Origin of the sequence: Microbacterium sp. 71-23, assembly GCF_001897265.1 — a bacterium.
Classification (GTDB): domain Bacteria; phylum Actinomycetota; class Actinomycetes; order Actinomycetales; family Microbacteriaceae; genus Microbacterium; species Microbacterium ginsengisoli.
Genome location: NZ_MKSL01000012.1, coordinates 213,741 through 238,652, shown reverse-complemented (window position 1 = coordinate 238,652; position 24,912 = coordinate 213,741). Strand labels below are relative to the sequence as shown.

General features: G+C 70.8%; 23 protein-coding genes. 12 read left to right on the top strand and 11 right to left on the bottom strand.

Annotated features, from left to right (window positions below; all coding sequences use genetic code 11):
* Nucleotides 1-3 precede the first annotated feature (3 nt).
* The 6 genes from BGO15_RS05430 to iolC all read right to left on the bottom strand — a co-directional run bounded on the left by BGO15_RS05430 (nucleotide 4) and on the right by iolC (nucleotide 7,264).
* Complete coding sequence (locus BGO15_RS05430; protein WP_045247794.1) at nucleotides 4-921, bottom strand: sugar phosphate isomerase/epimerase family protein; 918 nt, start codon at nucleotides 919-921, stop codon at nucleotides 4-6.
* Complete coding sequence (gene iolD, locus BGO15_RS05425; protein WP_056519384.1) at nucleotides 918-2,846, bottom strand: 3D-(3,5/4)-trihydroxycyclohexane-1,2-dione acylhydrolase (decyclizing); 1,929 nt, start codon at nucleotides 2,844-2,846, stop codon at nucleotides 918-920. The genes BGO15_RS05430 and iolD overlap by 4 nt, the downstream gene beginning before the upstream one ends.
* On the bottom strand, nucleotides 2,843-3,754 hold the full coding sequence (gene iolB / locus BGO15_RS05420; protein WP_056519380.1) for a 5-deoxy-glucuronate isomerase: 912 nt from the start codon (nucleotides 3,752-3,754) through the stop codon (nucleotides 2,843-2,845). The genes iolD and iolB overlap by 4 nt, the downstream gene beginning before the upstream one ends.
* 78 nt (nucleotides 3,755-3,832) lie before the next feature.
* Nucleotides 3,833-5,386 carry a CoA-acylating methylmalonate-semialdehyde dehydrogenase gene (locus BGO15_RS05415; RefSeq protein ID WP_056519377.1) on the bottom strand — a complete coding sequence of 518 codons (1,554 nt, stop codon included), beginning with the start codon at nucleotides 5,384-5,386 and terminating at the stop codon, nucleotides 3,833-3,835.
* A gap of 23 nt (nucleotides 5,387-5,409) precedes the next feature.
* Nucleotides 5,410-6,309, bottom strand: coding sequence for a Cgl0159 family (beta/alpha)8-fold protein (locus BGO15_RS05410; RefSeq protein WP_056207640.1), 900 nt, complete (start codon nucleotides 6,307-6,309; stop codon nucleotides 5,410-5,412).
* A gap of 1 nt (nucleotide 6,310) precedes the next feature.
* A complete protein-coding gene (gene iolC, locus BGO15_RS05405; RefSeq protein ID WP_056519374.1) occupies nucleotides 6,311-7,264 on the bottom strand; it encodes a 5-dehydro-2-deoxygluconokinase in 954 nt (317 codons plus the stop codon).
* A 202-nt stretch (nucleotides 7,265-7,466) separates the two neighbouring features.
* Here iolC and BGO15_RS05400 point away from each other — a divergent pair, with 202 nt between their 5' ends.
* Nucleotides 7,467-8,228 (top strand): GntR family transcriptional regulator, encoded by a 762-nt coding sequence (locus tag BGO15_RS05400; RefSeq protein WP_056207643.1) that lies wholly within the window; start codon nucleotides 7,467-7,469, stop codon nucleotides 8,226-8,228.
* A 54-nt stretch (nucleotides 8,229-8,282) separates the two neighbouring features.
* Nucleotides 8,283-9,164: a helix-turn-helix transcriptional regulator gene (locus BGO15_RS05395; protein ID WP_045247787.1), complete on the top strand. Its 882-nt coding sequence runs from the start codon at nucleotides 8,283-8,285 to the stop codon at nucleotides 9,162-9,164.
* A gap of 27 nt (nucleotides 9,165-9,191) precedes the next feature.
* Here the strand turns inward: BGO15_RS05395 and BGO15_RS05390 are convergent, their stop codons facing one another.
* From BGO15_RS05390 to BGO15_RS05375, 4 genes are read right to left on the bottom strand one after another with little or no spacing between them, the layout of a single operon-like run.
* Nucleotides 9,192-9,566 (bottom strand): DUF2255 family protein, encoded by a 375-nt coding sequence (locus BGO15_RS05390; protein WP_056207646.1) that lies wholly within the window; start codon nucleotides 9,564-9,566, stop codon nucleotides 9,192-9,194.
* 22 nt (nucleotides 9,567-9,588) lie between these two features.
* A complete protein-coding gene (locus BGO15_RS05385; protein WP_045247785.1) occupies nucleotides 9,589-9,993 on the bottom strand; it encodes a (R)-mandelonitrile lyase in 405 nt (134 codons plus the stop codon).
* Entirely contained in the window at nucleotides 9,990-11,432 is a 1,443-nt protein-coding gene (locus BGO15_RS05380; protein ID WP_056207649.1) for an MFS transporter, read from the bottom strand. The genes BGO15_RS05385 and BGO15_RS05380 overlap by 4 nt, the downstream gene beginning before the upstream one ends.
* Nucleotides 11,432-12,481 carry a zinc-binding dehydrogenase gene (locus tag BGO15_RS05375; RefSeq protein ID WP_048809009.1) on the bottom strand — a complete coding sequence of 350 codons (1,050 nt, stop codon included), beginning with the start codon at nucleotides 12,479-12,481 and terminating at the stop codon, nucleotides 11,432-11,434. The genes BGO15_RS05380 and BGO15_RS05375 overlap by 1 nt, the downstream gene beginning before the upstream one ends.
* A 140-nt stretch (nucleotides 12,482-12,621) precedes the next feature.
* On the opposite strand from BGO15_RS05375, the gene BGO15_RS05370 reads away from it, so the two are divergent.
* The 9 genes from BGO15_RS05370 to BGO15_RS05330 all read left to right on the top strand — a co-directional run bounded on the left by BGO15_RS05370 (nucleotide 12,622) and on the right by BGO15_RS05330 (nucleotide 22,948).
* Entirely contained in the window at nucleotides 12,622-13,515 is an 894-nt protein-coding gene (locus tag BGO15_RS05370; protein ID WP_056519371.1) for an aldo/keto reductase, read from the top strand.
* A gap of 102 nt (nucleotides 13,516-13,617) precedes the next feature.
* Nucleotides 13,618-14,805 (top strand): ROK family transcriptional regulator, encoded by a 1,188-nt coding sequence (locus BGO15_RS05365; protein WP_235557439.1) that lies wholly within the window; start codon nucleotides 13,618-13,620, stop codon nucleotides 14,803-14,805.
* A gap of 37 nt (nucleotides 14,806-14,842) precedes the next feature.
* On the top strand, nucleotides 14,843-15,907 hold the full coding sequence (locus BGO15_RS05360) for a sugar ABC transporter substrate-binding protein (RefSeq protein WP_048809006.1): 1,065 nt from the start codon (nucleotides 14,843-14,845) through the stop codon (nucleotides 15,905-15,907).
* 17 nt (nucleotides 15,908-15,924) lie between these two features.
* Nucleotides 15,925-16,785, top strand: a complete 861-nt coding sequence (locus tag BGO15_RS05355; protein ID WP_082483095.1) for an ATP-binding cassette domain-containing protein — start codon at nucleotides 15,925-15,927, stop codon at nucleotides 16,783-16,785.
* On the top strand, nucleotides 16,782-18,011 hold the full coding sequence (locus tag BGO15_RS05350) for a sugar ABC transporter permease (protein WP_082483096.1): 1,230 nt from the start codon (nucleotides 16,782-16,784) through the stop codon (nucleotides 18,009-18,011). The genes BGO15_RS05355 and BGO15_RS05350 overlap by 4 nt, the downstream gene beginning before the upstream one ends.
* 268 nt (nucleotides 18,012-18,279) lie before the next feature.
* Complete coding sequence (locus BGO15_RS05345) at nucleotides 18,280-19,356, top strand: sugar ABC transporter substrate-binding protein (protein ID WP_235557438.1); 1,077 nt, start codon at nucleotides 18,280-18,282, stop codon at nucleotides 19,354-19,356.
* A 77-nt stretch (nucleotides 19,357-19,433) separates the two neighbouring features.
* Entirely contained in the window at nucleotides 19,434-20,219 is a 786-nt protein-coding gene (locus BGO15_RS05340; protein ID WP_045247782.1) for an ATP-binding cassette domain-containing protein, read from the top strand.
* Entirely contained in the window at nucleotides 20,216-21,487 is a 1,272-nt protein-coding gene (locus BGO15_RS05335) for a sugar ABC transporter permease (protein WP_045247781.1), read from the top strand. Before BGO15_RS05340 ends, BGO15_RS05335 begins: the two co-directional genes overlap by 4 nt.
* A 135-nt stretch (nucleotides 21,488-21,622) precedes the next feature.
* Entirely contained in the window at nucleotides 21,623-22,948 is a 1,326-nt protein-coding gene (locus BGO15_RS05330) for an alpha/beta hydrolase (RefSeq protein WP_056207652.1), read from the top strand.
* On the opposite strand, the gene BGO15_RS05325 is transcribed toward BGO15_RS05330, so the two are convergent.
* Nucleotides 22,942-23,979, bottom strand: coding sequence for an NAD-dependent epimerase/dehydratase family protein (locus BGO15_RS05325; protein ID WP_082483111.1), 1,038 nt, complete (start codon nucleotides 23,977-23,979; stop codon nucleotides 22,942-22,944). The genes BGO15_RS05330 and BGO15_RS05325 overlap by 7 nt on opposite strands.
* A 101-nt stretch (nucleotides 23,980-24,080) precedes the next feature.
* Between BGO15_RS05325 and BGO15_RS05320 the strand changes: the two genes are divergently transcribed.
* Complete coding sequence (locus BGO15_RS05320) at nucleotides 24,081-24,908, top strand: helix-turn-helix transcriptional regulator (RefSeq protein ID WP_045247780.1); 828 nt, start codon at nucleotides 24,081-24,083, stop codon at nucleotides 24,906-24,908.
* The last annotated feature ends 4 nt before the right edge of the window (nucleotides 24,909-24,912 follow it).

The following is a 24,912-nucleotide window of genomic DNA, read 5'->3' as shown; positions in this document are numbered from 1 at the left end:
GTCTCAGGCCCAGATGCGCAGGGCGTCGCGGTTGATCTGCTGGTCGGCGGCACGGTCGCGCTGGAACGCCGAGAGGGAGACATCCGGGCCGTTGAGCACGTCCTGCTCGACGACGATCCATCCGTCGTAATCCTGCGCGGCGATGGCGTCCATCACCGCGGCAAGGTCGACGTCGCCGCGCCCGAACGCCACGAACGACCCCGACGACCACACCTCGGGCATGCCGCCGCCGGCCGCGAGCACACGGCGCAGCTCGGCGAGATCGACATCCTTCAGGTGGAGGTGGTTGATGCGGGACCCCCAGCGGCGCACCGCGTCGGCCGGGTCGCCGCCCGCGATGAACAGGTGCCCGGTGTCGAGGGTGAGGTCGACGTTCACGTTCGCGAGGAACCGGTCGATCTCCGCGGGCGACTCCACGAACGTGCCGGCGTGGTGGTGGAACGTCGGCTCGAAGCCCGCAGCCCGCACGATGTCGGCGGCGCGCTCCGCGTTCGCGATCAGACGCTCCCAGGCCGCCTCCGCGAGGGGGTCGACCTCCTCGCCGCGCCCCGGGGCGCCGCGGCGGGCGACCGACCCGTCGTCGGCGAGGGTGGGCAGCGGCAGTCGCGCGGGCCCGGCGGCCGCGGCATCCGAGAACACCCGGAGGGCGGCGTGCAGCGACGGGATGCTGGCGGCGAACGCATCGTCGTCGGAGAACGGCAGCTGCACCCACCCGCCGGCGAGCGACAGGTCGTACTCGGCGAGACGGCGACGCAGCACGTCTCCCTCGCCGAGGAAGCCGAGGGGACCCAGGTCGACGCCCCGGTAGTCGGAGTCGGCGAGGATGCGCAGCATCGCGTCGGGACTGAGGGTCTCGGCACCCTCGGGGGTGAGCTCGAACACTCCGAAACTGACGGGTGCTCCGGCGACGGTGGCCTTCATCGCCCACCTTCCTCTCCGAGCAGCGGGCGCTGGGCCCGACGCTGCTCCTCGTATGCGGCGCGTGCGCGCTGGGTGGACGGCAGGGTGGAGACGGCCGGGATCGGCACGTCCCACCAGCCCTCGCCGTCCGGGGCGTAGACGAGAGGATCGCTCTCGATGTGGATCAGCGTCGACCGGGTGCTCGCCTTGGCCGCGACGACGGCGGCGTGAAGATCGGCGGTCGCGGTGGCGCCGGGGGCGATCTCGACGACGTCGAGCCCGTAGCTGCGGGCGTTCGCCGCCAGGTCGACCGGCAGCACCTGGTCGCCCTGGAAGTTGCGTGCGTCGGCGTCGTAGGTGCGGTACTTCGTGCCGAAGCGGTCGGACCCGACGGTCTCGGACAGGTGGCCGATCGACGCGTAGCCGTGGTTCTGCACGAGCACGACGATGATCTTGATGCCCTCGGCGACCGCCGTGACCAGTTCGGAGTTGAGCATGAGGTACGACCCGTCGCCGACCATGACGATGACGTCGCGGTCGTCGTCGAGGGCGTCGAGCCCGCGCTTGACGCCGAGGCCGCCCGCGATCTCGTATCCCATCGTCGAGAACGCGTATTCGACGTGGTACCCGAGCGGATCGCGCACCCGCCACAGCTTGTGGAGATCTCCCGGCAGCGAACCGGCGGCCTGCACGATGACATCCGCCGGGGCCGACGCCGACTGCACGGCGCCGATGATCTCGGGCTGGCCGGGACGCGGCGCGTCGGTCGCGGCGAGCGCACGGTCGACCGCGGCATCCCAGACGCCCTTCTCCTGCGCGGTGCGCGCAGCGTACTCGGCCGACACCTCGAAGCCCTCGAGCTCGATCGCGAGCTCCGCGAGGGTCTCGCGCGCGTCGGCGACGACGGCGATCTGCGTGCCGTGCTTGTAGGCGTCGAAGGAGGCGATGTTGATGTTGACGAAGCGCACGTCCGGGTTCTGGAAGGCCGTGCGCGAGGCGGTCGTGAAGTCGCTGTACCGCGTGCCGATGCCGATGATGACATCGGCCTCTGCCGCGAGCCGGTTCGCCGCGGTCGTTCCGGTCGCCCCGACCCCGCCCAGGTACTGCGGGTGGTCGAAGGCGAGCGCGCCGCCGCCCGCCTGCGTGGTTCCGACCGGGATGCCGGTGGCCTCGACGAGCGCGCGCAGGTGCTCCTCAGCCCCGGAGTAGATCACACCGCCGCCGACGACGAGGAAAGGACGCTCCGCGGAGCGGATCGCCGCGACGGCGCGCGCGAGGGCGGCACGCTCGGGGAGCGGCCGGCGGATGTGCCACTCGCGGTCGGCGAGGAACGCGACGGGCACGTCGATGGTCTCCGCCTGCACGTCCTCGGGCAGCGCGATCGTGACGGCGCCGGTCTCGGCCGGGTCTGTCAGCACGCGCAGGGCGGCGAGCGCGATCGAGTAGAGCTGCTCGGGCCGCTGCACGCGGTCGAAGAAGCGCGAGAGCGGACGGAACGCGTCGTTGACCGTGAGCCCGATGTCCCAGGGCTGCTCGAGCTGCTGCAGCACCGGGTCGGCGACGCGGGTCGCGAACGTGTCGGAGGGCAGCAGCAGGGCGGGCAGACGGTTGGTGGTCGCGAGCGCGGCGCCGGTGAGCATGTTCGTCGCGCCGGGCCCGACCGACGCGGCCGAGGCGAACGTGGCGCGGCGCCGGTGGATGCGCGCGTAGCCGACCGACTGATGCACCATCGCCTGCTCGTTGCGCGCCTGGTAATAGGGCATCAGGTCGGGCTGCTCGACGTTCAGCTGCTTGAGCGCCTGGCCGACACCCGCGACGTTGCCGTGGCCGAAGATGCCGAAGACGCCCGGGATGGTGCGTTCGCGGATGTCGCCGTCCACCGTCCACTGGTGGGCGAGGAACTCGACCAACGCCTGGCTGACGGTCATGCGCTTCGTCGCGCTCATCGGGTGCTGCCTTCCTCGCCGGCCGCGGTGAACGGCAGGCGCGGGTCGATCTCGAGGCCGTCCCAGGTGCTGCGCACCCAGGCGTGGGCGGGGTCGTCGCTGATGAGCCAGGCGCGATCGGGGTCGGGGCCGGCCATCACGTTGAGGTAGTAGAGGTCGTAGCCGGGCGCCGCGACCGCGGGGCCGTGGTAGCCGTAGGGCACCAGGGCGATGTCGCCCGAGTGCACCATCGCGTCGATCTCGATGTCGCCCGCGGGAGACGAGTAGGTCGAGAACATGCCGAAGGCGGATGCCGCGGCTCCCCCGGCGGCGCCGCGCGCCGGCGCGGACTCGAAGTAGTAGATCTCCTCGAGCCGTGTCTCGTGACCGGGGTCGTGCTCGTCGTGCTTGTGCGGCGGGTACGATGACCAGTTCTCGGCGGGGGTGATCACCTCGCAGACGATCAGCCGCGCGGCGTCGAGGGCCTGCGGGGTGCCGAAGTTGTGCACCTGGCGGCTGGATGCCCCCGCCCCCCGCAGCTCGACGGGCACATCGCTGCGGGCGATGTGGCGCGTCGGGCGCTGCTCGGTCGTCGGCGAGGTGGCGACGGCGACGCGCCCGCTCCCCGTCAGGGTCGCGGCCGCGCCCGCGCCGAGGTAGAGCACGTCGGTAGGGCCGTCGAACACGCTCGCCCGCCCGGCGAGGTCGTAGGCGGCGTCCGCCGTCTCGATCCGGAAGCTCCCCGCGAGCGGCACCACGATGCGCTCCACGTCGCGCTCATCGAGGGCGAGCACGTCGCCGGCGGCGAGCTCGGCCACCCGGATGCCCGTGTGGGCCCAGCCGGGAGTCGAGGCGTCGACGACGCTCTCCCACCCGTCGCGGGCGAGGGCGCCGCGCCGGTGGAACCAGCGCTGGTCGGGAGCGGGCATGGCAGTGCTGCTTTCGTGAGGGAGGAGAGGAGCGGATGCCGCGGCCAGATCGGCGGGGCCGCGGCATCCGGGTCTGGATCAGGTGTTCTGCGGGAACCCGAGGTTGATGCCGCCGTGGGTTGCGGGGTCGAGCCAGCGGCTCGTGATGGCCTTCTCGCGGGTGAAGAAGTCGAACCCGTGCACGCCGTAGGCCTTCGCGTCGCCGAACAGCGACGCCTTCCAGCCGCCGAACGAGTGGTAGGCGACCGGCACGGGGATCGGCACGTTGATGCCGATCATGCCGACCTGCACCTCGTTCTGGAACCGCCGTGCGGCGCCGCCGTCGTTGGTGAAGATCGCGGTGCCGTTGCCGAACTGGCCCGAGTTGATGAGGTCGAGACCCTCCTGGAACGTCTGGATCCGCACGACCTCGAGCACGGGGCCGAAGATCTCCTCCTGGTAGGCGCGGGAGGTCGTCGGGATCTCGTCGATCAGGGTCGGACCGAAGAAGAAGCCGTCCTCGTGACCGTCGACGGTGAAGCCGCGACCGTCGACGACGATGGTGGCGCCATCCTGCTCGGCAATGTCGACGTACGACGACACCTTGTCGCGGTGCACACCCGTGATGAGCGGCCCCATGTCGGGCTCGACGCCGTCGATGCCCGCACCGTTGCCGATTTTGAGCTTGCCGATGCGCTCGACGATCTTCGCGATCAGCTCGTCGGCGACCGGCTCGACGGCCAGCACGACCGAGATCGCCATGCAGCGCTCGCCCGCAGCGCCGTAGCCCGCGTTGACAGCCTGGTCGGCGACGAGGTCGAGGTCGGCGTCGGGCAGCACCAGCATGTGGTTCTTCGCGCCGCCGAGGGCCTGCACGCGCTTGCCGTTGCGCGAGGCGGTCTCGTAGATGTACTGCGCGATGGGAGTCGAGCCGACGAAGGAGACCGACTGCACGACGGGATTCGTGAGCAGCCCGTCGACGGCGAGCTTGTCTCCCTGCAGCACCGTGAAGACGCCGTCGGGAAGTCCGGCCTCCTTCCACAGCTGAGCGATCCAGAGCGAGGCGGAGGGGTCCTTCTCGCTGGGCTTGACGACGACGGCGTTGCCGGCGGCGATCGCGATGGGGAAGAACCACATCGGCACCATCGCCGGGAAGTTGAACGGCGAGATGATGCCGACGACGCCGAGGGGCTGACGCAGCGAATAGACGTCGATGCCGGTGGAGACGTTCTCGGAGTACGCACCCTTGATGAGGTGCGGGAACCCGGTCGCGAGCTCGACGACCTCCTGGCCGCGCAGGATCTCACCGATCGCATCGGAGACGACCTTGCCGTGCTCGGCGGTGATGATGCGGGCGAGCTCGCCCTTGCGGGCGTTGAGCAGCTCGCGGAACGCGAACAGCACCGTCTGGCGCTTCGCGATCGAGTAATCCTTCCAGATCTCGAAACCGCGCTGCGCGGAGGCGATCGCCTCGTCGATCTCGGCCTGATCGGCGAGCGCGACGTGCGCGCTCACGGCGCCCGTAGCCGGGTTGTAGACGGGGGCGGTGCGGCCGCTCGTCGACACGCGTTCGGCGCCGTCGATCCAGTGCGAGATCACACGCACATCGGTGGCGTCGGCGGTGCCGGCGGGGGCGGAGACAGTGGTGCTCATGTCGGAACTCTCCTCGGTTGGGGTCACAGGTCGGGGTGCACGAGGCCGGCCGCGATGTCCACGGCCGCGGCGACGTCACCGTCGGGCGGATAGAGCAGGGTACGGCCCACGGTAAGGCCCCGCACCCCGGGAAGTCCGAGCGCGGCCTCCCAGGACGCGAAGGTCTCGTCGGGATCGGCCCCCGAGTCTCCGCCGAGCAGCAGGGTCGGCAGCGTCGTCGCCGCCATCACCCGCTCCATGTCGTCGACGACCGGCAGCTTCAGCCAGGTGTAGGCACTCGTCGATCCGAGACCCTGGGCGATGGCGATCGAGAGGATGACTGCGTCCGTCGACAGGTCGTTGACGATCCGTCCGTCCACCCACCGGCTGATGAACGGCTCGAGCATGATCGGCAGTCGGGCGGCGGCGGCCTCGGTCACGGCGTGCGCCGTGGTCTCGAGCGTCGGGGCGGTCGCGGCATCCGCGAAGTTGACACGCAGCAGCGTCTTGGCGACGTCGATGCCGTCGGACACCATGCCCGCGACGTCGTGGCCGGTGAAGCGGTCATCCATCTCGAACGCGGCGCCGCGCAGCCCGCCGCGGTTCATCGAGCCGACGACGATCTTGTCGTCGAGCAGGCCGAGGGCGGCGAGGTCGTCGATCACATCAGGGGTGCCGAGCACGCCATCGACGCCGGGCCGCTGCAGGGCGGTCGCGAGGCGGTCGAGCAGGTCGTAGCGGTCGGCCATGGCCTGCGCGTCGGCACCGACCGAGAGGGCGCCGCGCGCCGGGTGGTCGGCGGCGACGATGAACAGGCGCCCGTCACCGCGCAGCAGCGGCCGGCGGACACGGTCGGCCAGGGCGGTCCGAATCGATTCGGGCCGGTGGGCGCGGATGTCCCGCACGCGGGCGAAGTCCGCGTCCCCCAGAGTGTGCGCGGCCATCTCAGCGGATCCTCTCGAGTACGGCCTCGACCTCATCGGTCGTCGGCATCGCCGTCGAGCACTCGCGCCGCGAGGCGACGATGGCACCCGCGACGTTCGCGAAGCGCACGATGCGCCCGAGGCTCCACCCCGACAGCAGTCCATGACAGAGCGCCCCGCCGAAGGCGTCGCCCGCGCCGAGGCCGTTGACGACATCCACGAAGTAGGGAGCGACCTCGACGCTCTCGTCCGCGGTCTTGGCGAGCACGCCACGCGGTCCCTGCTTGACGATCGCGATCTCGACACCCCGCTCGAGCAGTGCGTCGGCGGCGCGGTGCGGATCGGTCTCGCCGACGGCGACCTCGCACTCCTCACGGTTGCCGACGGCCACCGTGACCTGGCCGAGGACGGGCTCGATCTGCTCGCTCGCAGCGGCAGGACCCGACCAGAACATGGGCCGGTAGTCGAGATCGAGCACGGTGTGGCGGGCACGGTCGCGTGCGGCGAGAGCGGTGTGGTGCGCCGAGCGACTGGGCTCCTGGGTGAGTCCGGTCGCGGTGAGCCAGAGCACGTCGGCTCCGCGCACGGCGGCGAGGTCGAGCTGCGCGTCGTCGATGTTGAGGTCGGGCGCCTTCGGCTCGCGGTAGAAGTACAGCGGGAAGTCGTCGGGCGGGAAGATCTCGCAGAAGGTGACGGGGGTCTTCAGCGCCGGATCCACGGCGACGAGCCGCGGGTCGACGCCGAGGCGGTCGAGCTCACGCAGCAGATAGCGACCGAACGGGTCGTGGCCGACGCGGCTCACGAGGCCCGAGCGCCGACCGTGGCGTGCGGCGGCCACCGCGACGTTGGCGGCGCTGCCGCCGAGGTATTTGCCGAACGTCGCGACGTCCTCGAGCCCGACACCGTCCTGAAGGGGATAGATGTCCACGCCGAGGCGACCGATCGCGAGGATCTCGGGTGCCGTGTTCTGCGTCATACTCCGCTGTACAACTCTCTTCGGAAACCTGCGCCGCCCTGGTCGACGGCATGTCCTAACAATAGCACATGTTGACCTGTCGGCAAGGGGCACTTCGGATGCCGCAACACCCCGCTCCGCGTCGATATCACCGAACATGTGTCGACATACGTAAGATTGTCGCGACATGGGAGTGAGCCCCGAAGAGGAGGCGGCGAGCGCGATGGCGAGCGACGAGATCTACTGGCCGGAAGAGCTGTTCACCGACCTCGACCGCACGGGACCGGTGCCCCTCTACTTCCAGGTGTCGAGCCGGCTCGAGGCCGCCATCCACGACGGCGTGATCCCCGCCGGCGCCCGTCTCGAGAACGAGATCGCCATCGCCGTACGGCTCGGTCTCTCCCGGCCGACCATCCGGCGCGCGATCCAGGAGCTCGTCGACAAGGGCCTGCTCGTGCGCCGCCGCGGGATCGGCACTCAGGTCGTGCAGGGGCAGGTCACCCGCCCCGTCGAGCTCACGAGCCTCTACGAGGACCTCCGCAACAGCCACCACGAGCCCGGCACGCGCGTGCTCGCCCACGAGATCGTGCCCGCGACCGATCCGGTCGCGGAGGGTCTCGGGGTGGCCGTCGGCACCGACGTCGTCTTCATCCGCCGCCAGCGCAGCACCGACGGCGTGCCCGTGGCCGTGCTCGAGAACTACCTCCCGATCGAGTTCTCCGACATCACGACCGAGCAGCTGCAGGATCGCGGGCTCTATCAGATCCTCCGTGCGCGCGGTGTGACGATCCAGATCGCCAAGCAGAAGATCGGCGCCCGGCGCGCGCAGGGCGATGAGGCCGAGTTGCTCGATGTCGAGCGCGGCGGCCCGCTGCTCACGATGGAGCGCATCGCTTTCGACAACTCCGGCCGTGCTCTCGAGTACGGCCACCACTGCTACCGGCCCGACATGTACAGCTTCGAGACGACCGTCGTCGCGAAGTAGCGGGGGTACCGCCAGTACCTCCCGCGCCGCACCGGCGAGACGTAGCGTGGACGCATGCACGACATCCGCGCCGAGGTGCGCGAGTTCCTGAGCTCGCGTCGCGCGCGCATCACCCCTCAGGAGGCGGGTCTGCCCGCCTACGGCGGCAACCGTCGCGTGGCGGGGCTGCGCCGCGAGGAGGTCGCGATGCTCACGGGCGTCTCGGTCGACTACTACATCCGTCTCGAGCGCGGGAACCTCGCGGGCGCCTCCGAGAGCGTGCTCGACGCGCTCGCGCGCACGCTGCGGCTCGACGCGGCCGAGCGCGACTACCTGTTCGACCTCGCGCGGGCGGCGAGCCCCGGCATCCGCGTGCCCGCGAAGCCCGCCGAGACGGTGCGCCCCGCGGTGCGGCAGGTGCTCGATGCGATGGCCGACGCACCCGCGTGGGTCCGCAACGGTCGACACGACATTCTGGCGGCGAACCGTCTCGGCCGCGCCCTCTACGCGCCGGTGTTCGACAGCCCCCGCCGCCCGGTCAACACGACCCGGTTCACGTATCTGGATGCTGCGGCCCGCACCTTCTGGCGCGACTACGACCAGATCGCGAACGACGCCGCCGCGATGCTGCGCCTCGAAGCGGGCCGCACGCCGCACGACACCGACCTCATCACGCTCATCGGCGAGCTGTCGACGCAGAGCGAGCTGTTCCGGCAGCGGTGGGCCTCGCGCGACGTGAAATACCACCGCAGCGGGCGCAAGCGTCTGCACCACCCGGTGGTCGGCGATCTCGATCTCGACTTCGAGTCGATGGAGCTGCCCAGCGAGCCGGGTCTCGTCATGAACGTCTACACGGCGCCGGCGGGCTCGCCGAGCGCCGATGCGCTGACCCTGCTCGCCTCGTGGGCGGCGAGCGCCGACTTCACCGCCGACGCGGCGCTCATCGGCGCGGAGTGATCCGGGCGGGCTCCCCCGCCCGAACCGTCAGCGGGGGTCGACCCGCAGCGTCGTCTCGAGCACGTCGTCGCCGGTGATCGCCCCGACGTAGGCGGGACCGAACCGGTCGTACTTCGCGTGCAGCGCGGCATCCAGTGCCGCCCGCACCGCCGCGTCGGCGGGGGTGAAGGTGACGTCCTGCTCGACGCCGCCCGCGGCGACACGGCCGGTGCCCGCGGCGCGGGCGCGGCGGTACCAGCCGTTCTCCGGGCCGTGCGCCGAGCGCACGTAGAGCACGCCGTCGACGACGCCGTGCCAGATCGTCACCCAGGGACGCAGGGTGCCGTCGGCGCGGGTCGAGGCGATGCGCAGTTCGGTCGCGTCGCCGATGCGGGCGAGCTCGGTGGGGTTCCAGTCGGACATCGGATGTCTCCTTCGTCGCCGTTCAGGCGGGGTATTCGTCGTCGGTGAGCTTCGCGCCCCACTCCGTCTCGGGAACGCCCTCCTCGAGGGGCGCCTCCCAGAGCGCGAGATGGCACATCGCATTCTGCGCCGAGGCGCCGTGCCAGTGCCATTCCCCCGCAGGCGTGAAGACGGTGTCGCCGGGGCGCAGCTCGATCAGCTCGCCGCCGCGCGACTGCACCCAGCCGAGCCCGTCGGTGACATGCAGCACCTGGCCGACGGCGTGACGATGCCAGGCGGTGTGGGCGCCGGGCATGAAGCGGACGAGGTTGAGGCGCGCGCGCGAGGGGGCGACGCCCGTGTAGTGGGCGTTGACGTACACGTCGCCGTCGAACCACTCAGCAGGGCCGCGGAAGGTCGGGGCTACGGGGAACTTGGTCGTGCTCATGGGGTGTCCTTTCGAGTGTGGGCGCGTCGTTCGCGCATGAGCGGAGGCAGCACGAGCGTCGCGGCGACGATCGCGCACAGGGTCAGGAGGACGGCGGCGGCGGTGAGGGCGGCCGCGACCTCTGCCGCAACGGAGGCGGCGGCATCCGTGCCGTGCGCGCCCGCCGCGACGACCACCAGCACACCGAGGCCGAGCGACATGCCGACCTGGTGGAACGTGTTGACGAGACCGGATGCCGCGCCGGCATCGGCGGCGGCGACCCCGGCGATGCCCGCCGCGGTGAGCGGCGCGAAGGCGAGACCCTGACCGGCGCCGATCACGAGCATGGGGGCGGCGACGGCCGTGAGGTAGTCGCTCTCGGGCACGACCCGACTGAGCCACGCGACGCCCACGAGTGTCAGCACGATGCCGGCGACGAGGGTGGGACCGGCACCGATCGACCGCACGACGCGGGTGACCGCGAGCGCGACGGCGAAGTTCACGACCGTCATCGGCAGGAAGCCCAGCCCGGCCTGCAGCGGCGTGAAGCGGAGCACGTCCTGCAGGAACTGGGTCGTGAAGAAGAAGAACCCGATCATCGCGCCCATGTAGAGCAGCCGAGCGAGGTACGCGCCGACCCTCACCCTGCTGCGCAGCAGGCGCAGCGGCAGGATGGGCTGCGGCGCCACCGACTCGTTCACGACGAATCCGACCAGCAGAAGGATGCCGACCGCCCCCGCGACGAGCGTCGGGGTCGCCGTCCATCCCTGCTCGGCGGCGGTGATGATCGCGAAGACGAGCGAGCCGACGCCGAGAGTCGCGGTCAGCGCGCCGACGAGATCGAACCGACCCGTCGCCCGGGCGGTCTCGGGCAGGTAACGCGGGGCGAGCACGATCATGGCGATGCCGATGGGCACGTTGAGGAAGAAGCCGGCGCGCCAGCTGAGCAGTTCGGCGCAGGCGCCGCCGACGACCATGCCGAGGCTCGCGCCGATGCCGGCCGTGGCGCCGTAGAGCGCGACGGCTCGGGCGCGTTCGCGCCCCGCCGGGAAGGTCGCCGTCAGGAGGGCCAGCGACGTCGGCGCGACGATCGCGGCGCCGACCCCCTGTACCGCCCGCGCGCCGATCAGCCACCCGCCCGACGGTGCGAGCCCGATCGCGAGCGATGCGGCGGCGAAGATCGCGAGCCCGGCGACGAAGACGCCGCGGCGGCCGAGCAGGTCTCCGGCCCGCGCACCGAGCAGCAGCAGACCGCCGAAGACGAGGGTGTAGGCGTCCTGCACCCACGACAGCTCTCCCGGTCCGAGGCCGAGGTCGACCTCCAGGCTCGGCAGCGCCGTGAAGATCACGGAGTTGTCGAGCAGCACCATGAAGTAGCTGAGCAGGATGACGACGAGGATCGCGATCGGATGCCTCGCCGCCACTGTGCGCCCTCCGGCCGTCAGCGGCTGTGCGGTCATCAGAAGGAGACCATGACCTTCAGTGCCTCGCGCGCGTCCATGGCGGCGTAGCCGGCGGGAACGTCGTCGATGCCGACGGTGCGGTCGAAGACGCGGCCCGGGTCGATGACACCGTCGAGCACCTGCTGGATGGCCGGCTCGAGGTAGGCGCGCACCGGCGCCGGCCCGCCCGCGAGACGGGCGTTCTTGCCGAAGAGAGATCCGAAGCCGATCGGGGCTTCCTCGTACTGCGGCACGCCCACGCGGGAGATGATGCCGCCGGGACGCACGATGCCGTAGGCCTGCTCGTAGGCGGGCATGTGGCCGACCGCTTCGAGCACGATGTGCGAGCCCTCGCCGTTCGTGAGCTCGAGCACGCGCGCGACGCCGTCGGCGCCTCGCTCGGCCACGACATCGGTCGCGCCGAAGGCGACCCCGAGGTCGGTGCGCGAGGCGTGACGACCCATGAGGATGATCCGCTCGGCGCCGAGCTGACGGGCTGCGAGAACGGCCGAGAGCCCGACCGCGCCGTCGCCGATCACCGTGACGGTCTTCCCGGGCTGCACCTCGCCCATGTAGGCCGCGTGGTAGCCGGTGAGGTAGACGTCCGAGAGCGTGAGGAGCGACGCGAGAAGCTCCTCGGAGGCGGTGTCGGGGGTGAGTCCGGGCACGACCACGAGGCTGCCGTCGGCCTGGGGCACGCGGGCGAGCTCGGCCTGCAGCCCGCCGACCTCCGGCGAGCCGTACCAGCCGCCGTGCACGCAGGAGGTCTGGAAGCCCTCCCGGCAGAACACGCAGGTGTTGTCCTGGAACGCGAACGGCACGACGACGAAGTCGCCGGGCTTCACCGTGCGTACGTCCGCACCGATCTCCTCGACGACGCCGATGAGCTCGTGGCCCATGGGCCGCCCGGTGTCGCTCGCGTGCAGGGAGTGGTAGGGGTGCAGGTCGGAGCCGCAGACGCACGCGCGCACCGCGCGCACGATGGCGTCGGTGGGCTGGCGGATGACCGGGTCGGCAACGGTCTCGACGCGCACATCGCCCGCGCCGTACATGAATGTGGCCTTCATGGAGTCCTTCACTGTCGTTCGAGCACCCGGATGGGGTGTGATCCCATTTCACGACCTCGCGCGCGGGCGCGGGAGGACCGCTCGTGCCGGGTAACGCCAGTACCTCCCGGGGCATCCGCTCGCGGCGTACCGTCACGGGCATGAGCATCCCCACCCTGACGCTGAACAACGGCGTCACCCTGCCCGCCCTCGGCTACGGCGTCTTCCAGACCCCGCCGGACGAGACCATCGCGTCGGTCACCGAGGCGCTGCGCGTCGGCTACCGCCACATCGACACGGCCGCCGCCTACGGCAATGAGCGCGAGGTCGGCCGCGCGATCGCGCGGAGCGACGTCGCCCGCGACGACATCGTCATCGAGACGAAGGTCTGGGTGTCCGACTACGGCTACGACGAGACGCTGCACGCGTTCGAGAAGGCCACGGCGAAGCTCGGGGTCGACACCCTCGACATCCTGATCCTCCACCAGCCCGCGCCGACCCGGTTCGAGAGGACCATCGCCGCCTACCGGGCACTGGAGTCGCTGCTGGCCGACGGCCGGGTGCGCGCGATCGGCGTGAGCAACTTCCTCCCCCACCACCTCGAGCGCCTGCGCGCCGAGACCGAGGTGGTGCCGGCCCTCAATCAGCTCGAGATCCACCCGTACTTCGCGCAGCGAGAGCTGCTCGCGGTCGACGAGGCGCAGGGCATCCTCAACCAGGCGTGGTCGCCGATCGGCGGCATCACCTTCTACCCCGGCCCCTGGGGCGACGAGCGGCGCAGCGTCATGCACGACCCGGAGATCGCCGCGATCGCCGAGCGCGTAGGCGCGACCCCGGCGCAGGTCATGCTCGCGTGGCACCTGCAGCAGGGTCGGTCGGCGATCCCCAAGTCGGTGAACCCCGCCCGCATCGCCGAGAACTTCGCGGCGGGCGAGGTCGAGCTGGATGCCGCGGCCCTCGCCGCGATCGACGGCCTCGACCGCGGCGTGCGCAACGGCCCCGACCCCGACGCCCCGCGCGAGGAGTTCTTCAACCGGCTGATCCCCGAGGCGTGACCCGAACGGGGCGGATGCCGCGGCATCCGCCCCACCGACACGGGAGATGGCCGCACGGCGACACATAGACACGCCCGGGCTGCGACTCGCTAGAGTGTGCTCGTGGTCCGCCGGAACATTCCACCCGGCTCACAGTCGTCTCTGCGCGAGGCGAACCGGGTGCGCCTCGTCGAGTCGCTGAAGCGACACGGCAGGCTCACCCAGGTCGAATTGGCTGAGAGCACGGGTCTCTCCCCCGCCACGGTGTCGAACATCGTGAAGGAGCTCACCGCGTCCGGTGTGCTCGACACGTCGACCACGTCGCGCAGCGGACGCCGCGCGATCCTCGTCTCGCTCGCCCGCCAGACCGGCCTCGTCGCCGGCGTGCACTACAGCGCCCGGCACCTGCGCATCGCCCTCGCCGACGCGACCCGCACGATCGTCAGCGAGACCTCCCTCCCCCTCGCCCCCGACCACCGTCATGACGCCGAGCTCGACCGGCTCGCGCTGCTGCTCGGCGACATGCTCGACTCGCTCGGCATGACCACCCGCGACCTGCTCGCGGTCGGTGTGGCCCTGCCCGCCTCGCTCGACCCGCGCACCGGCATGGTGTCGACACCGGGCCTGTTGCGCGGCTGGGAGGGCATCGACATCGCCTCGAGCCTCGAGGCGCGCATCGACTGCGCCGTCATCGCCGACAGCGAGGCGAACGCGGGAGCAATCGCCGAGGCGCGCGAGGGCGCCGCGATCGGCATCGGCAGCTCCGTGTTCGTGCGGGTGGGTCACACCATCAGTGCGGGCATCGTCGTCGGCGGCGACGTGCTGCCGGGCGCGCACGGCAAGGCGGGCCAGATCGGCCATGTGACCATCGACGAGAACGGCCCGGTCTGCCGTTGCAACAACCGCGGGTGCCTCGAGACGTACGCCGCCGGACCCGCGCTCCTCTCGCTCTTCCCGCGTTCGGAGGGGATGCAGCGCCTCGGCGACCTCATCCAGTCGGCCGAGGGCGGCGACGGCCGCTCGCACCGGGTGATCGCCGACGCGGGGCGCCACATCGGCGTCGCGCTCGCGAGCCTGTGCAACCTCGTCGACCCCGAGGTGGTCGTCATCGGCGGCGAGCTCGCCCAGGCCGGAGAGATCCTGCTCGCCCCCATGCGCCACTCCCTCGAGCGCAGCGCCCTGCAGTCGACCTCGGGGGTGCCGACCCTCGTCGGCGCGTCCCTCGGCGAGTGGGCCGAGACCCGAGGTGCCATCATCAGCGCACTGAGCGTGGGCGGAGCCGCGACATCCGCCATCTCTTTGCCCGCCTGACGCGCGAGAGCGCCGCGGATGGGTTTGAATAAGAGGCGTGAACCTGGCGAGGACGCTGGCACGTGCAGCGCTGGGGGTCGCCGTCACCGTCGCGCTCGCGGCGTCACTGGTCGGATGCGCCCCCGCGGGTGATCAGCGCGCCAAGATCGCGCTGCTGCTCCCCGACGCCAAGACCGCCCGCTACGAGTCCTTCGACCGCCCGTTGTTCGAGAAGTCCGTCGCCGCTCTCGGCCCGTACGACGTGATCTACTCGAACGCCGACCAGGATGCCGCGGAGCAGCAGTCGCAGGCCGAGTCGGCGCTGGCCGCCGGCGCCAAGGTCCTGGTGCTCGATCCGGTGGACTCGAATGCGGCCGCGAGCGTCGTCGCCGCAGCGCGCGCCGCGGGAGTGCCGGTCATCGCCTATGACCGGTTCATCACCGGCGGTGGGGTGTCCTACTTCGTCGGCTTCGACGGCCAGAAGGTCGGCGAGCTGCAGGCGACCGCGCTCGTACAAGGGCTCACCGACCGCGGCACACTGTCGCAGGGCGGCATCCTCGTCGTGAACGGCTCGCCCACCGACAGCAACGCCGCACAGTTCGCGGCGGGCGCGGCATCCGTCTTCTCGACCAGCGGCGTGCAGATCCTCGCGTCGTACTCGACGCCCGACTGGAGCCCCGACAAGGCCCAGGAGTGGGTCGCCGGACAGATCACCCAGTACGGCGATCGCATCGTCGGTGTCTACGCCGCCAACGACGGTGTCGCGAGCGGCGCGATCGCCGCACTGAAGGCCGCGAACGTGTCGCCGATGCCGGTGGTGACCGGACAGGATGCCGAGCTGTCGGCCATCCAGCGCATCGTGTCGGGCGACCAGTACATGACCGTCTACAAGGCCATCGGACGCGAAGCCGACCGTGCGGCGCAGGTTGCCGTCGATCTCATCCGCGGCACGCCTCCCGCGTCGCCGACCCTCATCGACGGGGTGCCGAGCACGCAGTACCAGCCCGTCGCCGTCACCGTGCACGACATCATGGCGACCGTGGTTGCGGACGGCTTCTGGACCGTGAAGGATATCTGCTCGCCCGCCTACGCCGCCGCCTGCGCCGCGGCGGGCATACGGTGAGACGCACGATGGCAGCGATGGTGAATCAGACGAAGACGGCACGCCCCCACAAGGGCGTGCTCACCATGCGCGGGATCGGCAAGCACTTCGGCGCGATCAAGGCGCTGAGCGGAGTCGACTTCAGTGTGAGCGAGGGCGAGGTCGTCGCTCTCGTCGGGGACAACGGGGCCGGCAAGTCGACCCTCGTGAAGATCCTCGCGGGGGTGTACCGCGCCGACGCCGGAACCGTCGAGCTCGACGGCACGCCGATCGAGGTGTCGAGCCCCTCGCACGCCCAGCAGCTCGGCATCGCCACCGTCTTCCAGGATCTCGCCCTGTGCGAGAACCTCGACATCGTCGCCAACATCTGGCTCGGCCGCGAGCTCGTGCACGACCGTCTGCTCGACGAGATCGAGATGGAGGAGCGCACGATGCTGCTCCTGCGGGAGCTCTCGGCGAAGATCCCGTCGGTGCGGACACCGGTCGCCGCCCTCTCGGGCGGGCAGCGCCAGACCGTCGCGATCGCCCGGTCGCTCATCGGGGAGCCGCGCGTGATCATCCTCGACGAGCCGACCGCCGCGCTCGGCGTCGCTCAGTCCGCCGAGGTGCTGAACCTCATCGAGCGGCTGCGCGAGCGCGGACACGGTGTCGTGCTCATCAGCCACAACATGACGGAGGTGCTCGCCGTCGCCGACCGGGTCGTGGTGCTGAGGCTCGGACGCAACAACGGCGAATACGACGCAGCCGACCTCACGAGCGAGACCCTGATCGCCGCGATCACGGGTGCGTCGACGTCGGGGGTGCCGCAGCGCTCCCGCGAACCGCGAACCGTCCCCGTCGACACGAACGTCATCTCCCTGCGCACGAAGAGCCATCCGTTGCCGGGCGGCCGTTCGTGACGCGCCCGGGCACCGGCGAGCTGCTCGATCCCGACGAGGAGCGCGGCGCCCGGAGGCTCGTCGCGGTGGCGATCGCGCGGGTGCGCGGGGGCGATCTGGGCGCGGCGCCGGTGATCATCGGGCTGGTGATCATCTGGACGGTGTTCCAGTCGTTGAACCCGGTGTTCCTCTCGAGCACCAACCTCGTGAACCTCACGATGCAGTGCGCCTCGATCGGCATGATCACCCTCGGTGTGGTCGTCGTGCTGCTGATCGGGCAGATCGACCTGTCGGTCGGCTCGGTCTCGGGGCTGTCGTCGGCGCTGCTCGCGGTCGCTCTCGTGCAGTGGGACTGGCCGTGGCCGCTCGCGCTGCTCATCGCCGCCCTGTCGGGCGTGGTCGTAGGGCTCGTGTACGGCGTGCTGCTCACCCGGTTCGGCGTACCGAGCTTCATCATCACGCTCGCCGGGCTCCTGGCCTTCCTCGGCCTGCAGCTGCGCGTGCTCGGCGACACCGGATCGATCAACCTGCCGTTCGATTCGGCGCTCGTCACGTTCGCGCAGCAGATGTTCCTCCCGTGGTGGGCGGGGTACGTGATCTCCGTTCTGGCCGCGGGCGCCTACGCGCTCTCCCTCGTGCGACGCGCGCGTCGCCGCGAGGCCGCTGATCTCGGCTCGGACAGCGTCACCCGCATCGTCGTGCGCTCGGGCGCACTGCTGGTGGTCCTGCTCGTCGCCTCGTGGTACCTCAACCTCTCGCGCGGCATCGGGGTCATGTTCCTGCTGTTCGTGGTCGCGGTGGTTCTCATGAACGTCGCGCTCACGCGCACTCGCTGGGGGCGTGCGGTGTACGCGATCGGCGGGTCCGCGGAGGCCGCACGCCGTGCCGGAATCCACGTCAGCCGCATGTACATGTCGGCGTTCGTGGTGTGCTCGACGCTCGCGGCGATCGGCGGCATCCTCGCGGCATCCCGTCTCGCGGCGGCCAATCAGAGCTCGGGTGGCGGTGACACGAACCTCAACGCCATCGCCGCGGCGGTCATCGGCGGGACGAGCCTGTTCGGCGGCCGAGGGTCGGCGTTCTCGGCGCTGCTGGGCATCGTGGTGGTGCAGTCGCTCTCGTCGGGGCTCACCCTGCTCAACCTCGATTCCTCGGTGCGGTACATGATCACGGGTGCCGTGCTCGTGCTCGCGGTGATCGTGGATGCCGCGGCCCGCCGTTCGCGCGCGGCCGCCGGTCGCGCCTGACATCGTCAGGCACCATCCGTTCACGCCTCGAACTCGGCGTTGCATGCCGGAAACATTCGACCGTCGGATCGTCAGCGGAATCATCGAATCGGTTCGCACAACGCGCAGAATCGGGGCGGAATCGCCCTGAAGCCACCGGTTGACCGCATTTCCCCCGCCGTTGCCGAAGCGTTATCTTCACGGATTGACTTCAAGGCTTGAAGTCATAAAGATCGAGAAGCGATCAGCACCCGAACGCTGGTTCTGCTGTTTCAACGACGAAAGGCACATGATGAAGAAGTCTTCGATCCTGCTCGCGGCGGCAGTCGTGGGCGCTGGAGCGATGCTCCTCGCCGGCTGTTCCGGCACGAGCAGCAGCTCGAGCAGCGGCTCGGCTGCGGCAAGCGGCAAGCGCGCTTGTGTGATCCTCCCCGACTCGGCGTCGTCGCCGCGCTGGGAGAACTTCGACCGCAAGTACCTCACCGACGGTCTGCAGGCGGCCGGCTTCACCGCCGACGTGCAGAACGCCCAGGGTGACACCAGCAAGTACGCCACCATCGCCGACCAGCAGCTCACCCAGGGCTGCGGCGTGATGATCCTCACCGACTACCAGGGCGCAGCCGTGGGCGTCGCCAAGAAGGCCAAGGCCCAGGGCATCCCGGTCATCGCCTACGACCGCTCGTTCACCGGCTCCGACTACTACGTGTCCTTCGACAACGTGCAGGTCGGCAAGCTCGAGGGTCAGATGATCGTCGACGGCCTCAAGAAGCTGGGCAAGGACCCGGCCTCCTCGACGGTCGTCTACATGGGCGGCGACCCGACCGACAACAACGCGGCCATGTTCCGCACGGGTGCGAACGACGCCATGTCGGCTGCCGGCATCAAGCCCGCCGCTGAGCCCGCCGGTGTCTGGGACCAGTCCAAGTCGGCCACCAACTTCCAGCAGGCGCTGACCTCGCTCGGTGGCAAGGTCGACGCGGTGTGGGTCGCCAACGACACCAACGCCGCCGGTGTGATCTCGGTGCTCAAGAACTCGTTCCAGGCCGGTCAGATCCCGGTGTCGGGCCAGGACGCGAGCGTCGTGGGTCTGCAGAACATCCTCCTCGGATGGCAGTCGGGCACGGTCTACAAGCCCGTCAAGGATGAGGCCGACGCCGCCGTCAAGGTCGCCGTCGCCCTCCTGAACGGCCAGACCGTCACCGCCGACCAGAAGCTCGCCGATGGCACGCCCTACATCTCGGTCACGCCGAAGTCGGTCGACGCCACCACGGTCGAGACCGTCGTGAGCGCCGGTGACGCCTCCGCGTCGGACATCTGCAACACGGCCGAGCTCCAGGCCGCCTGCACGAAGTACGGCGTCAAGTAATCACGCCTGCGGGAGGCGTCGCGTCACCTGACGCGGCGCCTTCCGCGCGCTGTCCGACACTCTCGAAAGAAGGCACCATGCCAGATCCGATCATCGAACTCGTGGGCGTGAAGAAGTCGTTCGGCCCCGTCAACGTCCTCAAGGGTGTCAACCTCAAGGTGCACCCGGGCAAGGTGACCGCCCTCGTCGGCGACAACGGCGCCGGCAAGTCCACGCTCATCAAGGGCCTCGCGGGCGTGCAGCCCTACGACGACGGCGACGTGCGCATCGACGGCCAGCACCGCGACCTGCACAGCCCGCGCGAGGCCGCCGCCCTCGGCATCGAGGTCGTCTACCAGGACCTCGCGCTCGCCGACAACCTCGACATCGTGCAGAACATGTTCCTCGGCCGCGAGGAGACCAGCGCCGGCACGTTCGACGAGGGTCGCATGGAGAAGGAGGCCTCAGACACGCTGCGCTCCCTGTCCGTGCGTACGGTCAAGTCGGTGCGCCAGAAGGTGTCGAGCCTCTCGGGCGGTCAGCGCCAGACGGTCGCGATCGCCCGCGCCGTCCTCAAGAAGGCCCGCGTGGTCATCCTCGACGAGCCGACCGCGGCGCTCGGTGTCGCGCAGACCGAGCAGGTGCTGAACCTCGTCAAGCGCCTCTCCGAGCAGGGCGTCGCCGTCGTGCTCATCTCCCACAACCTCGCCGACGTGTTCGAGGTCGCCGACGACATCGCCGTGCTCTACCTCGGCCAGCTCGTCGCGCAGCTCGAGACGTCGCAGACCACCCGCGACGAAGTCGTCGCCTACATCACCGGTTCCAAGAGCGACGTTCCGCTCGTGGGCACCTCGACCATCTCTGTGGAAGGCGGCAACGCATGAGCAGCACGACGCGGACGAACGCCGCACCCGACCCGGTCGCCGGCGACCTCATCGGCAGCGGGGTCGAAGGCGGCCTCGGCGACCAGGTCGCTGCCTGGTGGCAGCGGGTGCGCGGTGGCGAGATGGGCGCACTCCCGGCGCTCGGCGGGCTCATCGTGCTCGCCATCCTGTTCTCGTTCCTGAGCCCCTACTTCTTCACGACCGGCAACCTCGCCAACCTCCTCAACCAAGCGGCGAGCCTCGTCATGCTCGGCATGGCCCTCGTGTTCGTGCTGCTGCTGGGTGAGATCGACCTGTCGGCCGGTGTGACCGGTGGCGTCTCGATGGCCCTGTTCGTCGTGCTGAACGACCGGGTGGGCGTGCCGTGGATCCCGGCGCTGCTCATCGGCTTCGCCGCGGGCATCGCGACCGGTGCCCTGATCGGATTCTTCGTTGCGAGGGTGGGCATCCCGTCGTTCGTCGTGACCCTGGGTCTGTTCCTCGGCTACCAGGGTCTCGCCCTCATCATCATCGGGTCGGGCGGCCTGTACCAGATGAACGTGCAGTTCCTCAGCGACATCCAGAACAGCAACATGCCGATCTGGGCCGGCTGGGCGCTGCTGGTCGTGGTGCTGGTCATCACGGCGGTCACGGCGTTCTGGGATCGTGCACGTCGCACCCGCGCCGGCGTTCCGAACCGCGCGATCTCGCTCGTGTGGATCAAGCTCGCCGTCATCCTCGTGCTCGGCGGCGTCGCGGTGTACTTCCTCAGCCTCGACCGCTCGCAGTCGGTGCGTGCGGTGACGGGCGTGCCCGTGATCGTTCCGGTCGTGCTCGCGATCCTGTGGATCGGCACGTTCGTGCTCGACCGCACGAAGTTCGGCCGCTACATCTACGCGATCGGCGGCAACGCCGAGGCCGCCCGCCGCTCGGGCATCAAGGTGCGCTGGGTGAAGTGGTCGGCGTTCGTGGTCTGCTCGGGTCTCGCCGTGCTGTCGCAGCTGTTCGACGTCGCGCGCATCGGCTCGGTCGACGCGACCGCGGGCCGCGACATCGTGCTGAGCGGTGTGGCCGCAGCGGTCGTCGGCGGCGTCAGCCTCTTCGGCGGACGCGGTCGCCTGATCCACGCCGCGCTGGGCGCCCTGGTGATCGCGATGATCACCAACGGCCTCGGCCTGCTGGGCCTGCCGGCGGGCATCAACCTGCTCGTCACGGGTGGCGTGCTGATCCTGGCCGCCACCGTCGACGCCGTCTCGCGTCTGCGGTCGGGCGGCACCTCGCGCTCCTGACGCGCAGAGCGGATGCTGCGGCGCCCGGTCCTCTCACGAGGGTCGGGCGCCGCGGTGGTCTGCGGGTCAGTGTGTCGGGTGAGTTCCCAGCGGGATCACGTCGGGCTGATAGCCGCGCCGACGTACGCTCGCGTCGTGCCCGCGCATCTCACGCTCCCGTCGTGGTTGGCGAGCATGTCGTTGGTGGACTCGGCGGTCTCGGGGACGGTCCTGATGCTTTCCGTCCTGCTCGGTGTGGTGGCTCTCGCTCGCCGCCGCTCGCGTCGCGCCGCACTGGTCGCCGCGGGTACCATCGCCGGCTCAGTCCTCGCCGCCGCGCTCGCCCTGACAGCCCTCCTCGACCTTGGGCCGGGGGTCGGTGTCGCCGTCCCCTTCGCCGGGAGATCCTGGGTCGTCGTCGCGGTCGCGGGTCTCGCTGTCGGCGTGGCCGCGATCGCGGGCGCACGATGGTGGCACAGACTCGCAGGCGCCGCGGCGGCGGTCTCCGCGATCACGGCCGCAGCCCTCGGCGTGAACGCAGTCTTCGGCGTCTACCCCACCGTCGCCGATCTGTGGGGGCGTCCGGCACCACCCGCACTGGCGGATGTCGCCTCCGGAGAGCATGGTTCGGTCGAGGCCGTGGGCACCGACTATGTGTCGACCGCCGCGGGAGGGGCCCCGGTGCCCGCGGCCGGCGCGGTCGTGTCGGCCACGATCCCGGCGACGGTCTCCCACTTCGCCGCGCGGCCCGCGACGATCTATCTGCCACCCGCGGCCCTGACGGCGCACCCGCCGGTTCTTCCGGTGGTGCTCGCCTTCTCCGGCCAGCCCGGGAGCCCGTCGGATCTCTTCACCTTCGGCGGCCTCGCCACTGTGCTCGACACCTTCGCCGCCGCTCACCACGGATTCGCGCCGATCGTCATCTCTCCCGACCAGCTGGGCGCCGCGTCGTCGAATCCGATGTGCGTGGATTCGACGCTCGGCAACGTCGACACGTACGTCGCGACCGACGTGGTGACCTGGGCGAAGTCGCATTTCCGCGTCAGCAGCAGCCCGCTCGCATGGGGAGTGCTCGGATTCTCCGAAGGCGCCACCTGTTCCATCCAGTTCGCCGTCACGCATCCGGACGTCTTCGCCTCGGCGCTCGCGATCTCGAGCGAGCTCGTGCCGACGATCGGGGTCGATACGGTCAAGGTGGCGTTCCGAGGCTCGGCGGCCGAATACGCCCGACATCATCCGCTCGCGCTCATGCATGCGCACGGCCCGTTCCGAGATTCGCGCGTCACGTTCGTTGCCGGCGAACAGGACCCGATCTTCGTGACGGCGGCGCGAAAACTGGCCGACGGGGCGCGCGCCGCGGCGATCGCGACCGACGTGCTCATCTCACCCGGCACCGGCCACGATTGGAACACCGTGCGCTGGGGACTGCGCCACGGCCTCGCCGGCTTCTTCGGGCACCTGGGGCTCATCCCCGCTCACTGAGGCGCGACGAGTCCCGCCGCGATCATGCTGCGGGCCGCGTCGACGACGGTCTCCCGCGCCGGGCGTGCGCTCCAGCCGAGCACTCGGCCGGCGGCGGATGCGTCGATGCGCTTGACGTGACCGAGGTCGGCGGCGACGCCGCGCAGCTCCGGCTTGCGTCGCGCGGCGAGCCGCACGAGCCAGTTCGGCGTCGTGCGCGTCGGCACGCGTGCGGCATCCGTTCCGAGCTCCTCGCGCAGCACGCGCGCGACCTGCGGCAACGTGAGGCCCTCGCCGCTCGCGAGGAGGAAGCGGTGGCCCGCGGCATCCGCGGTCGTCATGGCCCGCAGGTGCGCGTCGGCGACGTCGCGCACGTCGACGATCGGCAGCCACAGGTTGATGGCCGACGGCATCCCTCCGGAGAGCAGCCGCCGCACCATCGCGTTTCCGCCCGAGAGCGAATCGGATGCCACGGGCCCGAGCACCGCGACAGGGTTGATGACGGCGAGCTCGAGGCCGGTCTCGCCGACGATCTCCCACGCGGCGCGTTCGGCGAACACCTTGCTGCGCCCGTAGGCGTCCATGCCGGGGCCGTCGAGCGGCGACCAGTCCGCCTCGGTGAACAGGTGGTCGGTACGCCCGCGGCCGAAGCCGATCGCGTGGAAGGCCGAGGTCAGCACCACACGGGAGACCCCGGCACGGGGCGCCGCGCGCAGCACGCGGGTGGTGCCGTCGACGGCGGCGGCGATCATGGCGTCGTCATCGAGCGGCGCACCGTGAGGGACGGGCGACGCGACGTGCAGCACGAAGGTCGCCCCGGCGAGCGCGGCGTCCCAGCCGTCGTCGGCGGTGAGGTCGGCGGCGACCACCTCCAGGCCGTCGGTGGATGCCGCGCCCAGCCGCGCGAGCTGCGCACGCAGGGCGGAATCGCGGTCGAGGGAGCGGGAGGTGGTGCGCACGCGGTAGCCGGCGGCGAGAAGCTGCACGATGCACTGCGACGCGATGAACCCGGCACCGCCGGTGACGACGACGAGAGGAGAGGGGGCGGTCATGGCTACATCGTGCGCGCGCACGGCGGCCATCACCAGTGCCCGGACGATCCTGGGGATGACGGGACCAGGATCGGCCGCGGCATCCGTCGTACTCTCGCAGCATGGGCGATGACGAGAACCGACTCGGCGCATTCCTGCGCGCCCGGCGCGAGCTCATCACCCCCGATGAGGCGGGCATCCCGGTGGTCGGGGTGCGGCGAGTCGCAGGGCTGCGGCGCGAGGAGGTCGCGATGCTCGCGGGCATCAGCGCCGACTACTACCTGCGGCTCGAGCAGGGCCGCGACCGGCATCCGTCGCCGCAGGTGCTCGACGCGCTCGCACGCGTGCTGCGGCTGGATGCCGACGCTGCCCGCCACCTGAACGAGATCGGGATGCCGCGGCCCCGCGCCGTGCGCACCCGTCGACGCGCGGAGGTGGTGCCGGCCCACACGCTGCGCTTCGTCGGCCAGGTGCCGTTCCCGGCGTTCGTCGAGGGGCGCTGCCTCGACGTGCTGGCCGCGAATCCGCTCGCCGCCGCACTCTCGCCACGTCTCACGGTGGGCGGCAACCGGCTGCGGGACTTCTTCCTCGACGACGCCGAGCGCGACCTGTTCCCGCACTGGGACGAGGCCGCGGCGGGCCTCGTTGCGGGGTTCCGGCAGTCGATCGGCGCCGACACCGACGACCCGCGCGTGATCGCACTCGTCGGGGAGCTGTCGCTTGCGAGTCCTGTCTTCGGGCGGCTCTGGGCGCGCCACGACGTGCGGATGCGCCAAGGTGCGACGGTGACGTTCGCGCACCCGAGCGTGGGCGCGCTCACGGTCGACCGCGAGAAGCTTGCGATCCCCGGCACGGACGGCATGATGCTGGTGATCTACCACGCCGAGCCCGGCACGGCGGATGCCGACAAGCTCGCCCTCCTCGCGGCGAGCGCCGCCCCGGCGCGGTGAACGT